13 protein-coding genes are annotated in these 14,049 nt (G+C 46.6%); 2 read left to right on the top strand and 11 right to left on the bottom strand.

Annotation, left to right across the window (positions count from 1 at the left end; all coding sequences use genetic code 11):
- Positions 1 to 25: 25 nt before the first annotated feature.
- From E7027_02515 to E7027_02545, 7 genes are read right to left on the bottom strand one after another with little or no spacing between them, the layout of a single operon-like run.
- Positions 26 to 514 (bottom strand): nucleoside deaminase, encoded by a 489-nt coding sequence (locus tag E7027_02515; protein MBE6420999.1) that lies wholly within the window; start codon positions 512 to 514, stop codon positions 26 to 28.
- Positions 515 to 544: 30 nt separating this feature from the next.
- A complete protein-coding gene (locus E7027_02520) occupies positions 545 to 2,410 on the bottom strand; it encodes a ComEC family competence protein (protein ID MBE6421000.1) in 1,866 nt (621 codons plus the stop codon).
- Positions 2,407 to 3,000 carry a recombination protein RecR gene (recR, locus tag E7027_02525; GenBank protein MBE6421001.1) on the bottom strand — a complete coding sequence of 198 codons (594 nt, stop codon included), beginning with the start codon at positions 2,998 to 3,000 and terminating at the stop codon, positions 2,407 to 2,409. The genes E7027_02520 and recR overlap by 4 nt, the downstream gene beginning before the upstream one ends.
- 4 nt (positions 3,001 to 3,004) lie before the next feature.
- Positions 3,005 to 4,813, bottom strand: a complete 1,809-nt coding sequence (dnaX, locus tag E7027_02530) for a DNA polymerase III subunit gamma/tau (GenBank protein MBE6421002.1) — start codon at positions 4,811 to 4,813, stop codon at positions 3,005 to 3,007.
- A gap of 2 nt (positions 4,814 to 4,815) precedes the next feature.
- Positions 4,816 to 5,256, bottom strand: coding sequence for a hypothetical protein (locus tag E7027_02535; protein ID MBE6421003.1), 441 nt, complete (start codon positions 5,254 to 5,256; stop codon positions 4,816 to 4,818).
- Positions 5,257 to 5,271: 15 nt separating this feature from the next.
- Positions 5,272 to 6,126 carry a hypothetical protein gene (locus tag E7027_02540; protein MBE6421004.1) on the bottom strand — a complete coding sequence of 285 codons (855 nt, stop codon included), beginning with the start codon at positions 6,124 to 6,126 and terminating at the stop codon, positions 5,272 to 5,274.
- Positions 6,126 to 7,202: a deoxyhypusine synthase gene (locus tag E7027_02545; protein ID MBE6421005.1), complete on the bottom strand. Its 1,077-nt coding sequence runs from the start codon at positions 7,200 to 7,202 to the stop codon at positions 6,126 to 6,128. Before E7027_02545 ends, E7027_02540 begins: the two co-directional genes overlap by 1 nt.
- A gap of 152 nt (positions 7,203 to 7,354) precedes the next feature.
- On the opposite strand from E7027_02545, the gene E7027_02550 reads away from it, so the two are divergent.
- Both E7027_02550 and E7027_02555 read left to right on the top strand, forming a co-directional pair.
- Positions 7,355 to 8,602: a serine hydroxymethyltransferase gene (locus E7027_02550; protein MBE6421006.1), complete on the top strand. Its 1,248-nt coding sequence runs from the start codon at positions 7,355 to 7,357 to the stop codon at positions 8,600 to 8,602.
- Between the two features lie 155 nt (positions 8,603 to 8,757).
- Complete coding sequence (locus E7027_02555) at positions 8,758 to 10,080, top strand: trypsin-like peptidase domain-containing protein (GenBank protein MBE6421007.1); 1,323 nt, start codon at positions 8,758 to 8,760, stop codon at positions 10,078 to 10,080.
- A 37-nt stretch (positions 10,081 to 10,117) separates the two neighbouring features.
- Here the strand turns inward: E7027_02555 and E7027_02560 are convergent, their stop codons facing one another.
- The 4 genes from E7027_02560 to atpD form a co-directional block, all read right to left on the bottom strand.
- A complete protein-coding gene (locus tag E7027_02560; GenBank protein MBE6421008.1) occupies positions 10,118 to 11,242 on the bottom strand; it encodes a sel1 repeat family protein in 1,125 nt (374 codons plus the stop codon).
- A 76-nt stretch (positions 11,243 to 11,318) separates the two neighbouring features.
- Entirely contained in the window at positions 11,319 to 12,152 is an 834-nt protein-coding gene (locus E7027_02565; GenBank protein ID MBE6421009.1) for a prohibitin family protein, read from the bottom strand.
- 57 nt (positions 12,153 to 12,209) lie between these two features.
- Complete coding sequence (gene atpC, locus E7027_02570) at positions 12,210 to 12,623, bottom strand: ATP synthase F1 subunit epsilon (GenBank protein MBE6421010.1); 414 nt, start codon at positions 12,621 to 12,623, stop codon at positions 12,210 to 12,212.
- Positions 12,624 to 12,626: 3 nt separating this feature from the next.
- Complete coding sequence (atpD, locus tag E7027_02575; protein ID MBE6421011.1) at positions 12,627 to 14,045, bottom strand: F0F1 ATP synthase subunit beta; 1,419 nt, start codon at positions 14,043 to 14,045, stop codon at positions 12,627 to 12,629.
- Positions 14,046 to 14,049 lie beyond the last annotated feature (4 nt).

Raw genomic sequence — 14,049 nt, forward strand, 5'->3', positions numbered from 1 at the left:
ACCCCCTTTAACGGGGGCTTTTTATCTAGTATTTTGTTTTATCTGTTTTATTATCCCAATTGTCAAAAGGTTTTTCTTTTTCGTCCAAGGCAATACAAACCGTTTTAATGGCCCTTTCTTTTACGGGCAAAACAACTTCTTTATAAATAAAATTATCATCAAACCCGTGTTTGGCAGCAATAATTCTGTCCGCCGCAAAATAAAGGGCTTTCGGGCGGGCCCAATAGATAGCCCCCAAACACATAGGGCACGGTTCGCACGAAGAATAAATAATACAATCTTTGAGTTCAAAAGAGTTTAATTTTTTGCACGCTTTGCGTATGGCATCTACTTCCGCATGACGGGTGGGATCGTTGGTAGATGTTACCTGATTGCATCCTCTTGCCACAATTTTACCGTTTTTTACGATAACCGCCCCAAACGGCCCCCCTTTGCCGGTGGCTACGCCTTTTTCAGCCAATTTAATGGCTTCCTTCAAAAATTTTTTATGCTGTAAAAGTTCTTGGGCTTCCATAATATTTCCTCCCTCGTCCCCCCATTATAACTAATTTTCAATAAAAATAGTTTGGTTTAGTTTGCCGGAGAAAACACCGTTTTCCGTCTTTATAAAAAACCCCTTAAAACCCACGCAAACTTCCTTCCCGCCAGAAGAAACACAATAAGAAACATCTTCTTTCCCGTTTCCGCTATAACCTTTGTTTGTCCACAGGCGTCCGCTTTTTGTTAGATGTTCCCCCCATACTATTTTCACTTTTGTTTTGCCAAAAGAAATTTCTTCCCCCGGCCAATAGCCTCCGCCGAAGGGAGAAATTATTTGCTTGGCATCGTATAAGGCGGAAGGATATTTCCCTTCTTTATCCGTAAACAAAAAATGTGCATCGGCTTGGGCAAACCCTGTTTTGTGCAAAGCACGGGATATTTTTTCGGGCGGGATATCCTTCCCGCCGAATAAAAACACCCGGCCGTCGCGCGTGGATAAAATAACGGCGGGTTTGTGCCACTCGTTTAATAAATAAATTTTCATTTCGGGAGAGAAAAAGAACTGACTTCCCCACACTAAAACAATCGCCGTCAAACAAAGCCCCGTTCCCCGACGGAAAAAGCCTTTTACCGGTAAATTTAACACCCAAAAAAGGCCGATGTAATACATGATAACCGAACCTGTGTTCCATGCACAAACAGGCAACGCCGAAAAAGGGAAGGAAGCAAAAAAGAGTGTAAGGGCTTTGAAAATTTCCAACAAATAAAAACAAGGGCCATACAACAAAACACCTACACCGCAAAAAGAAAAGAGTGCATACAAAAAACTAATACTCATAATCACGGAAGAAAGCGGAACCAAAAAGATATTGGAAAGCAGTCCTGCCAGAGAGACCTTGTAAAACACATTAGTAAACACGGGAATTAACGCCAATTGACTGGCAAGCGTAGCCAGAAAAATATGAAAGAAAAATTTGCCCGCACGGGGCCATGAAGAGCGCGCGGGGTAATTGGTTAAACAAAGTACAATGGCAAAAGTGGCTAAAAAAGACATTTGAAAACCTGTCTCGAATAAAGCCGAAGGATTCCACCCCACAATTACCAAACAGGAAATAAACAACCCCTGCAATACCCCGCTGTTCCTCCCGAACAAATATCCCAAACATGCACAAAGCGTCATTATATACGCACGCACTAAAGGAGCATCGGCCCCTGCCATACAAGTATAAGCACCCGCCACAAACAAGGACACCAATAGCGCCTTGCGCCTGGGCAAGCAGATTAAGCCGCAAAGACCCAATGTAATAAGGGTAACAAATCCCACATTTCCGCCCGATGCCACCAACAGATGAATCGCCCCGCTGTCCTGAAACGCACTGTAAATGGCAGGGGGCAAATCGCCTTTTTCTCCCAGCAAAATACCACCCGCGATGGCAGCCAACTCCGGCGGAAAGGACTGTTGAAAAACCTGCAAAATGTTACGGCGGAGTTCCCGCACTCCGCGCCAATAAAAAGGAGCCTCTTTTTCGACGCGGACTTGAGAACCTTTTATTTCCGTAAAAATATTTTTATACGCCAAATAACGCCGCCAATCAAAATTTCCCAGCAAATCTATTCCATAGGGTTGTTGCAAATGACCCGTTATTTCCAGCGTATCTTTCCATTGGGGAGAAAAGTTTTTCAGGCGAGCGTAAACATACCCTTCCCCTTCCTGTCCGTTTACCGACAGCACTTTTAATACTACATTTTGCGTATCTTTTTTGGTGACGGCAAAACTTTCCACGCGCCCCACAAGGGTAACTTCTTTTAGAAAGATAAAATGGAAAATGTCCCGCCGGGAAGGAGCGGGACTATAGAGAAAAGAAAGGGTTAACAAAACAACCGCCAACACCCATAAAAGCGGCCTTTTATAGAGGTTTAAATGAATCAAAGTTTGGTGCGTCCTTTGAGGGAATATCCCAACGTCATTTCGTCAATATAATCGATATCTCCGCCGAGAGGAACCCCATAACCGATACGCGTTACCTGCTCCACAAGACCACGGAGTAAATCGGCCAAATAGAGGGCGGTAGTTTCGCCTTCGCTATCCGGGTCGGTAGCGATAATCACTTCGCGCACGGGTGTTTTGGCATTGTGAATACGATCCAACAATTCCCGCACTTTCACTTGCTCGGCCCCGCGCCCTGCCATGGGAGAAATAGCCCCATGAAGCACATGATAAAGGCCCTTAAAGGCTCCGGTTTTTTCGATAGATTCAATATCTTGCGGATCTTCCACTACGCATAAAACGCTGTGGTCTCTGTCGGGGTCTTGGCAGATTTCGCAAATATCGTTTTCACAATAGGAAAAACAAACTTGACATAATTTAATGTCTTGCTTAACAGACAAAAGGGCATTGATAAACTCTTCCGTTTCCCCTTGGGGGGCACGCAAAAAATAGGCAGAAAAACGCTCCGCCTGGCGCGGACCCACGCCGGGTAATCTTCTTAAAGCACGGACGAATCTATCTAAACTTTTCATACAATCAGCCAATCAGTTCCCCGGAAATAATTTCCAACACCCCTCTCACTTCTTCGGGGGCATCTTCGGCAGATACAAAAGAGTTTTCGGCAACTGCATCTTTTTCGAAACTGGCCGCCACAAAAGGTTCTTCGGCCGATATTTCGGCAACGGGGGCAGAGGTCTCTTTGGCGGAATTTTCTTTTTTAGTAACGGGCGTTACGGAAGCGGGTTTTGCGCTCGGCGTCATCGTGTTTTCTTGCGCGGAAGCCAACTTAAATTTAATGGTTTGCCCGGATATTTTTTTGGCGGCGGCTTCCAAATCGGCCAGTTTATATTGCGCCGGGATTTGATAAAACTCTTTCCCTGCCGCAAAACAAAGAGTCCACTCCTCTTCCCCAAAATTTACGGTACAGTTTGTCATCACGTCGTAAACAAACGGGTTCTTTTCAAAATGTTTCAACATTTTTTCCCACAGTTGGCGCGATGTAAGGTTAGCAGGCTTTTCGGTTGCAAGAACGGGTTTTTCCTGCCGAACGGGAAGCGGGTTTTCCTGTACGGGGGACGCGGTAGATTTCGGGGCCGCATATGATGCTGCCGGTTTTGTTACCGCTTCCGCGCGGGGGGCAGGTTTAGAAACGGGAGTTTGCCGAAAAGAGGAATTCGTCGGCCCGGAAGGAACACCTGTTGTAGCGCGTTCTAAGGCTTCCAAGCGGCGGATAAAACCTTCAATGTCCAAGCAACTGTCCATCACCGTAAAAATGCCCACTTCCGCACTTACCAAAGCATTATCGGAAAATTTTACTTCTTCGATTACTTTATTGATTTTGCGGGAAACCTGCGCCAAAAAACCGGGGCTTACTTCTTTTATCAATTCTTTAGCCCCGCCGAAAGGCTCTCCGCCTTGCCCGAGGGAAAAATAGAACAAATCTCCCAGGGCGTTTTTCAAATCTTTTAAGAAAGAGTTTGCATCAAAACCTTCGGCCTTGAGCGTTTCGAAAACTTGGTGCAGGGAAGAATTATCTTTATGAATCAAGGCACCGACGGCTTGTTTAATTAAATCTTCCGGAGTAAGGCCCAGCATTTCTCCCAACAGTTTTTCATCAATGCGTTCGCCGGAATAGGCAATGGCGCGGTCTAATAAAGTCAGCGCATCACGCATGGCTCCGCCTGCATTTTTGGCAATAATTTTAGCCGCACCGGGTGTTAAATCGATATTTTCCGCACCGGCCAAATCAAGCAAATGCGTGGTGATTTCATCAAGCGTAATCGGGCGGAAACGAAAGGTTTGGCAGCGGCTGACAATCGTGGCGGGCACTTTGTGTTTTTCCGTCGTGGCTAAAATAAAAACCACATGGGCCGGGGGCTCTTCTATTGTCTTCAAAAGAGCATTGAAGGAACTGGAAGAAAGCATGTGGACTTCGTCCAAAATAAAAACCTTGAAGCGATCTCTGGAAGAGGCAAGGGCCACGGTGTCGATGATAGCTTCGCGTACTTTTTCCACTTGGGTATTGCTGGCGGCGTCCAATTCCAAAACATCTAAGTCCGCACTTTGGGCAATCTCCAAACATTGGGGACATTTGCCGCACGGTTCAGGCGTCGGTTTATCGCCGTTCCCCGTGCAGTTTAACGCCTTGGCTAAAATACGGGCCGTGGTGGTTTTACCGCAGCCGCGCGGCCCGTAAAACAAATAAGCATGGGCGATGCGACCCAACTTGAGGGCATTTTGAAGCGTTTTGGAAATACTTTCCTGACCAACCATATCCTCAAATTTTTGGGGACGATATTTGTTGGCTAAACTGACATATTGTTTTGTTTCTTCAAAATTTTCCATAATTACCCTCTAAATTTTGATTGCGCTTTGCGTACTGCGTGATTGTAATCTAAACTGATTTTTCCCGGCCCCAAAATAGAAGACGGAAGAAGCGATGCCACTAACAAAACAAGAAGCATCACATAAAATTTGTTAATTTCTCCGGCAAAAAACACATACCCCAGGATAAGCGCGCACACAATGGCGGCACAGGCAGAAAAACGGGTAAACCACCCCAGAATCAGAAGCAACGATAAAAACAACATGGCCACCACCATGCTTACTCCTAACGGAACGGGCAAAGGCAGGCCGATTGCCGTGGCGTTATATAAAAATTCACGGTAAAAAAGAAGACAACCGATTGCCATATACAAAAGCGTACCGCCCGCCAGCAAGCGGGTTAAAAAAACGGTCAAAGAGAATTTATCTTCGTCTATATTGCAATGCAGATTCATTTTTCTCATACGGTTTGTCTCCTGCTAAAATTCTACCTCTGCCGAAACCGAAAAAAAGGTTTTGCGGGTTTCTTTCCTTTTTGGCTCAAACACTTCCACCCCGGCCGAAAAATCAACTCCCCATAAGTGTAAGTGCGCCCCGGCGCTGACCGCGGCAGCGGCATCGTTCAATGTGGCGTATCGGTATTGCGCCCATGCCAAATAGGGTGTTATTAAATCGGTTTGATAACTTACCCGCAAAGCGGCTGTTTCTTTAATAAAACCCTGTAGCACAGCCGTCATAAACGGAACATCTGCCCAACTAAACGATATGTTTTGCGGGGCACTGTTCTTATATTTTATCACTTTATGCCACACCGCGTTAAACCGCCACTGTTTTAAGTCGGCACCGGCTTCTATTTGGGCGGAAGTTTCTACCTGGGAAAAAGGCCCGGAGGCTAAATCAACCCCTTGTTCGTCCACATAACTTTTGTAACGAATTTGCCCCGCTTGAAACCCGACATAAGGATTTGTGAAAGATCCCAAACGGTAAAACGGAATCCACTTGGCATCCGCTAAGTAACCAACTGCCTGATACCCCAATGCTTTGGGTTGCCAAAAACCTTCCGTGCCTACCAGCCACGCGTCCGACAATTCATACAAAGCCTTCAGGCCGTAGCGCGAGGTAGAACCGGCCTCATCGATGTCTTTGTCCGACATACGGTAATACCCGTAAGAGGGAACCAGAAAGAAGCCGTTATCCAAATTCCAATCGTATGCGGCGCGCACCGCCACATACCCGCGTTCTCCGTTTACCCCCGAAAAACTAACCTGCCCGTAGCAGAACGCACACGGGCAGATTAGTAGCAGTAAACTGATTAACGCTTTTTTAAGCCACATTATTTTTTGGCTTTTTTCGCTTTCAAAGCCGCCACTTTGGCATCTTCGTCTTGCAAGAATTTGACATAGTTAGAGGCTTTGCGTTTTTTCCAGGCACCCTTGTGGTAGCCGTACCCGATAATTAACGGGATAAGCGTGGTGCATTCGCCATAGACCATTTGTTCCAAGGCGGTGGAAACTTTACCCCAAGAAGAGGCTTCTTTGAGGGTGGAACCGGAAAGGGCCCCGTCGCGCACGTCGGCTACCGTGATTTGTACGGCATATTTGTGCATGGGGGAATCCGCACCCAAGATTTCAGCCGCTACTACGGTGTCTTGCGCAAAGTTTTTCGGTACGCCGCCGGACCACATCATAAGACCGGTTTCTTTGGCTTTGATTTTGATTTTGGTAAGTTCCAAGAAGTCTTTAGCGCTGTCGATGGAAACATGGGCTTCCGGATGTTCCGTTTGGTGGGCTACGAAGCCGAACCCGGCAGAGCAGTCGGAGAAGGCCGGCACAAACACGGGCACGCCGTATTTATAGGCATTATAGACGATAGAATCTTTACCTTTGCCTTTCTTTTCCAACCATTTACCCATTTCCCAGATAAATTCGCGGGAAGAGTACGGGCGGGGTTCCAAGGAGTTGCAAATTTTGTAGATGGTTTCGTCGCAATCTTTCAATTGGTCTTCGTCGATATAGGTATCGTAAATGCGGTCGATGTGTAAATCGCGCAACAAGTTATCGTCTTGGTTGTAGGGGGTGCCGATGTAGTGTTTATACCCAAGGGCTTCAAAAAAGTCTTGGTCTACAATGTTGGCGCCGTTGGAAACAATCGCGTCAACCATGTTGTTTTGAATCATATCCACCACTACTTTCTTCATGCCGGCGGATACTAAAGAACCCGCGATGCACAAAATGACAGAGCATTTCTTGTCGGAAAGCATCATGTTATAGATTTTGCTCGCTCTGGCCACTTCGCGGGACGCATAGGCCATGCTCCCAAAGGCTTCCACCATAGGAACCACATTGTATTTTTTCAAATCAATGTGTTTGATGGTATCTTTGAGAAAGTCTTTTTTGGTAAGTTTTGCCATTTCTTTTTACACCTCTGCTGGATTTATTGTACTTCTATTTAGTAAATTATATTAAATAACAACTAATTTTCATAGGGGAAAATATTAAAAATTCGCTCTGTTTTTCCGCCGGAAATTTTTGCATCACTTTTCACCGCCTAAGGAGGGCTTTTATGTACCCGAATTTACAACAAACAGACCCTGCCGTTTTTGATGCCGTAACCAAAGAACTTTCCCGCCAACGCGAAAAATTGGAATTGATTGCTTCGGAAAATTTCACTTCCTTGGCCGTTATGCAAGCCCAAGGCTCCGTGCTGACCAATAAATATGCCGAAGGGTACCCGGCCAAACGCTACTATGGCGGCTGTGAACATGTGGACACGGTGGAAACGTTAGCCATTGAACGCGCCAAAGAACTCTTTGGGGCGGAACATGCCAATGTGCAACCTCACTCCGGAGCCCAAGCCAACATGGCCGTTTACTTTGCCTTGCTTCAACCGGGCGATACCGTTTTGGGCTTAAATCTTTCCCACGGGGGGCACTTAACTCACGGGCATCCGCTCAATTTTTCCGGCAAACTGTACAACATTATTGCCATGAATGTCCGCCCCGACACGGAAGAAATAGACTACGAGGAAGCCGCCAAACTGGCCGCCGAGCATAAACCGAAACTTATTTTAGCCGGCGCTTCCAACTATTCCCGTATTTTCGATTGGAAGCGTTTACGCGAAATTGCCGACTCCTGCGGGGCTTATTTAGCGTGCGATGTGGCCCACTATGCCGGGCTTATTGCCGCCGGAGAATACCCCAACCCCGTTCCCTATGCCGATGTGGTTACCACCACTACACACAAAACTTTACGCGGCCCGCGCGGCGGCCTTATTTTGTGCAAAGAAAAACTGGCAAAAGCCATCAATTCTTCTGTTTTCCCCGGTGTTCAGGGCGGGCCTCTTATGCATGTAATCGCGGCAAAAGCGGTTTGCTTTGGCGAAGCCTTGAAACCCGCGTTCAAAGCCTATCAACACCAAGTTAAACTAAACGCGGCGGAACTGGCCAAGCAACTCTCCTCCCGCGGATATCGTTTGGTAGCGGGAGGGACGGACAGCCATGTAATGTGTATTGATTTGCGCTCTAAAGGCATTACGGGCAAAGTGGCGGAAGCCGCTTTGGACAAAGCCGGCATTACCGCTAACAAAAACACGATTCCTTTTGACCCGGAAAAGCCGTTTGTAACCAGTGGGTTGCGTATCGGAACCCCGGCGGTAACCACACGCGGTATGAAGGAAGAACACATGGCACAAGTAGCCGCTTTTATTGACGAGGCTATCTGCCACCATGATGACGAAAAACACCTCGCAAACATAGCGGAAAAAGTAAAAACATTTTTGCAAGATTTTCCGCTCTATGCACAATTAGGCTAATCTTATACCCCCGCAATCAGGCGGGGGTTCTTTTTCATTACACAAACCGAAAGACCTATTGTGTTCTGGGTCTAATGGCCCTGTTTTATGCGTGCATAAAAAAATACAATATTATCATAGCTGGATGCGCTAATGATTTTTATTGTTAATTTTTTATGAAGAAACTTTTTTTATTTTTCATTTTATTATCTTTTTTGGTACCCGCAGGCTCCGCCCAAAAAGCCTTGCCAACCGTTGGGAAGGCTCTTTCTAAAGAGGCGATCCAAAAAGCGGCATCGTCCACTGTTTCTGCCACTAGTATTCTTTCCGAAGTCGCAAATATCCCTGTCTCTGCCGCGGACACACCCACCTTACAAAATTTTACCCAACCGGAAATTCGCCCCATGCCTTTACCGCAACACTCCCGCTCTATCGTCATGGCACCCGTTCGTCCTTTTTTGGAAGATGCCACCTTGCCGGAAATGCCGGACGCTCCGGGCCGCACGGGAAAAACGATATTGCCTTCTTTAGATCATTTGAAAAAGATTTTTTCTTTTCGGGAAAAACAGGCCGAGAAAAAACGCATGGCCGAATTTGACAGCCGCGCGGACGAGTCGGTCATCGCTATTCAAGATAGCGCCGATGATATGTACGGGGCAACTCCTTTTACCGCAACGGCCTTTGTAATTGAAGAAGAATTTGAAGGGAAAAAGTATCTTTGGGGGGTTACCTCCGCCCATGTACTTAATGTGTTGGGGCCCGATTTCTATGTGCATATCCCCGGCTTCCCTTTGCCATGGAAAAGCAATGTATCTTTTATGGGAGACCCCGGTATGGCCGACATAGCCATTTTCCCGATTCCGGAAGGCCAAGAATCGTGGCTAAACCCTATCCCTTTGGCCGATAAAGACCCCGAAGTGGGAGAAAAACTGCGCTCTTTCGGATATTTTAACGGCGGGTTTCATGTTGTACGCAACAGAGAAGTACAAGAAGTAACAAAAGGGAGAATCATTACTTCTTTGGAATTTAATACCACTGAAAGAGGCGGTGCCTGCGGAGGCCCGCTATTGAACACAAAAAACGAAGTGGTAGGTATCCACTGCGGAAGTTCCAGCAAAAAACAAATCAGTTTTGTGGTTCCCGTTTGGCAGTTAAAAGATTTATTGACCGCTTATCGTAACGGCGGGCGCGCCATGAAAAAATTAAAATTCAGAAATCATGAAATCGGTGAAATAAACATCAACCAATATATTTCCAGCATTAGGGTCTTTTCTAACGGAGAAAAAATCGACGAGTTCGATACCACCCACCAAGCCAAAAGCATCGATTACGAACATTTGGAAGATTTAGTTTATGCCGAAGGAGCCGACCGAATAGAAGTTAACCTTAGCGGACAATATAACCCGCAAAAACCTTATTCGTTAAAACAATTTTCCTACTCGGTGGTTTATCTCCCCTTTGAAGAAAAAGTTTTTATAGAAAGCCCCTCCAAACCTTAAAACAAAAACCTCTTCTTTTCGGAAGAGGTTTTTTACTTTAATTTTCCAGTAAGGCTTTGGCAGATGCGTTGCCGTTTTGGGCGGCCCTTAAAAGCCATTTCTCGCCGGCTTTTTTATCAACCGGAACACCCAACCCTTTCCAATAAATTTGTCCCAACACATATTGGGCGGCCGTATGTTCCTTTTCTGCCGCATCGCGGAAAAATTTGATTGCCAACTGTACCGAACGGTGAGTTCCCTGCCCTTGCATCAGCATAAAGCCCGTCATGTATTGGGCTTGGGGGTAACCGCCCTCGGCGGCATTGGAAAACCAAGCAAAAGCATCTTCGTATTTCGGGGGATTTTCTTTATAAGAGCGTTCACCCAAAAGATATTGGGCAAGCGGGCTTTTCTTTTCCGCCGCCGCGCCTAATAATTCCAAGGCTTTGGCTTCGCTCTTTTCCACCCCCCACCCGTTTTGGTATAGTTCGGCCAATTCGCATGCCGCCTCGGCAGATTGGTTTTCTTCCCAAGCGGCCGTAAGCCAAAAAACGGCTTGTTCGTCATCTCGCAAAATGGGAAATCCCGTACGATACGCCCGGCCTGCTTCTAGACGGCTGGCGGCATTTCCTTGCTTGGCCAAAGCCAAAGCATCTAAAAAGTTTTGAATTTGTAAAAAGAGTTCCGGGTTCTCTTTTTCGGTCTGTTGCACAAGAGCCTGTGCTTTTTTATCCCCGTTTTGAGCGGCCAAAAAGCGCCAGTATAGCGCTTGCGCAGGGTGGACGGGCAATCCGGCCAGCCCTTGTTCGTAAAAGCGTCCTAATTCGGATTGGGAAGCGGCATAGCCGGCCCGTGCGGAAAGTTGCAAATAGGTAAGGGCTTCTTCCAAATCTTGCGGAACAAGCACTCCGGTGATGTAAAGTTGGGCTAACAGCCACGAGGCTTCGCTGCTGCCGTCCACGGCGGCTTTGCGGTACCACTCCGCAGCCTGCGTGCCGTTTTGCGCAGTTCCTTCCCCCGCGGCATACAGTTTGCCCACCGAAAGGGCCGCGTTCATATCTCCTGCTTGGGCGGCGGCGAGCGTTTTGGCAAACATTTTTTGTTGCGGAGTTTTATAAAAAGCAAAACGATACACTAACCCTGCAATCAATAAACAAACCGCTAATTTTATTATTGTCTTCATTTATCCTGTTCCCTTGTTTTCAAAAAAGGGAGGCTTTTTTCGGCCTCCCTTTCATTTTTCTTACTTCAAAAAGGCCTTATTTTACCATCACAAACGGCATTTGTTCGCCACCCATATAGTGGGGCATTTTGCCGTCCCATTTTTCAATGGCTTTTAATTGGGCTTCCACCTGGCGGAGTTTAATTAAGTTATCGGAAACCACTTCGCGTTGCAAACGCAAAGATTTGGCTTCGGCTTCTGCCTGTAAAATTTTCTGCTCGGCTTCTTTTTTTACTTTTTCTACCAAATTCGTAGCGCGTTTGGCTTCTTGTTCCGCAATTTGTTTTTCTTCTACCGCTTTTAAGAATTGGGGAGAAAACTCAAAGTTGGTAATGGCAATATCGGAAACGATTACTTCTTTTTCCGCCATTTTGGCTTTTAAGATTTCATCCAGTTCTTTGGCTACTTGCGTGCGGTTGGAAATCAAACTGTCGGCCGAGTATTTGGCAATAACGGCTTTTGTCCACTCTTCCACCATGGGTTTTAATACGGTGGAGGTGTATTCCGTACCCAAGTTACGGTAGATAGATTCTATCGTGTCCGGCAATACACGGTGGTTAATAGCCAAGGTAAGCCCTACGGTCTGTAAGTCTTTGGAGAAGGCTTCCGTATTAAAAGAGTCTTTTTTGATGCGGACGGAGAATTTTTCGATATCATCTACGAGCGGCAATTTGAAATGCAACCCTTCTCCATATGCTCCTACTAATTTACCGAAACGCAATTTTACCGCTACATTTCCGGCAGAGACCGTAAAATACGAACCTAACGCACAAATAGCCAATAAAAAAATAATTACCGGCAAAATCAATTTTTGGGGCTGAAAAGACCCGGGAGTAATTTGTCTCATGTTTTCTCCTTTTGTTTTTCTCATAGGGAATCTTTTTAACTGTTTCAAAATTCCCGGAGATTTTCTCTCCGGGAACAAAAACTACATATGACGCCGTTTTACTTTCATGCGCGCAATAGATTGCTTAATTTCTATTTCCGCGAGTTCAAAGTCGATATCGGCATCTTTATTGGAAAGGGACGCTTTCGCCGCTTTTATTTTTTGTTGTTCGGCTTCTTCGTCGATTTCTCCCGCGAGTGCAGCACTTTCCGCAAATACATTTACCACATCGTTGAGCACTTCCACAAACCCTCCGAGCGCGGCAAATTCTTCTTCCTTCCCGTCCTTTTTGTAACGCAAGGAGCCCATGCCCAGTTGCACAATCGTTTGAATGTGCCCGGGCAGGATACCCATTTCCCCTAAAGCGGCAGGCAAAATAACCATGTCCACTTCCAAATCGGAAATAAGTTGTTTCTCCGGCGTAATCAAATTCAGGGTCAGTTTTTTCTGTGCCATAGATTACTCGTTATCTTTGATTTTTTCGTAATTGGCCAGCACATCTTCTATGCCGCCGCACATGTAAAAGCAGGATTCCGGAATATGGTCGTATTCCCCTTCCACAATGCCTTTGAAGGCTTTGATGGTATCGGGAAGTTTAACATATTTACCCGGGTGTCCCGTAAACTGTTCCGCCACGGAGAAGGGCTGAGAAAGGAACTTTTGAATTTTTCTGGCACGAGCCACAGTCTTTTTATCTTCTTCACCGAGTTCGTCCATACCCAAAATGGCAATAATATCTTGTAAGTCTTTATATTTTTGCAACACTTTGCGAACGCTTTGGGCCACATTGTAATGTTCTTCCCCGATGATGCGCGGGTCCAAAATGCGGGAAGTAGAATCCAACGGATCTACGGCCGGGTAAATACCCAAGCTGGCAATTTGGCGGGAAAGCACGGAGGTGGAATCCAAGTGTGTAAAGGTAGCGGCCACACCGGGGTCGGTCAAGTCGTCCGCCGGTACATATACCGCTTGAATAGAAGTGATAGCACCCTTTTTGGTAGAGGTAATGCGTTCTTGCAAGCCACCGATTTCGGTATTAAGAGTCGGTTGATAACCTACCGCGGAAGGCATACGGCCCAAAAGGGCGGACACTTCGGAGTTGGCAAGCACGAAGCGGAAAATGTTATCCAAGAACAAAAGCACATCTTGCCCTTTTACATCGCGGAAATATTCCGCTTGGGTAAGAGCGGTAAGAGCCACTTTCGCACGGGCCCCCGGCGGCTCGTTCATTTGGCCGTACACGAGCACTGTTTTGTCCAAAACGGTGCTGCCGTCCGAAAGTTTAGATTCGCTCATTTCCAACATTAAATCGTTTCCTTCGCGGCTTCTTTCCCCTACACCGCCGAAGACGGAACTGCCGTGGTGTTCACGCGCCACGTTGTTAATAAGTTCCATAATAAGAACGGTTTTTCCTACACCGGCCCCGCCGAACAAACCTACTTTCCCCCCTTTCATGTACGGGGCGATAAGGTCAATTACTTTAATACCCGTTTCAAAAATTTCCGGGGTGGGGTTTTGTTCTTCCAAGGTAGGCGGATTGCGGTGAATCGGCATATCCATAGCAGCGGCAATATCCCCTTTGTGATCTTGCGGTTTGCCCAGAACGTTCATCAAACGGCCCAAGCAGGCTTCCCCCACGGGGACTTTCAAAGCGGCTCCGGTATCTACGGCTTTGGCTCCGCGTTGAAGGCCGTCGGTACTTTCCAAAGAAACGCAGCGCACGATACCGTCGCCCATTTGTTGGGCCACTTCGGCTACGATTTTGGAACCGCCGTCCATATCAATTTCAATAGCATTTTGAATAGCGGGCAAGTGGCCTTGTTCAAATTGAATATCCACTGCCGCACCGATAATTTGAATTACTTTTCCAGTGTTCATAATT

It is taken from the genome of Elusimicrobium sp. (assembly GCA_015062115.1).
Lineage (GTDB): Bacteria > Elusimicrobiota > Elusimicrobia > Elusimicrobiales > Elusimicrobiaceae > Avelusimicrobium.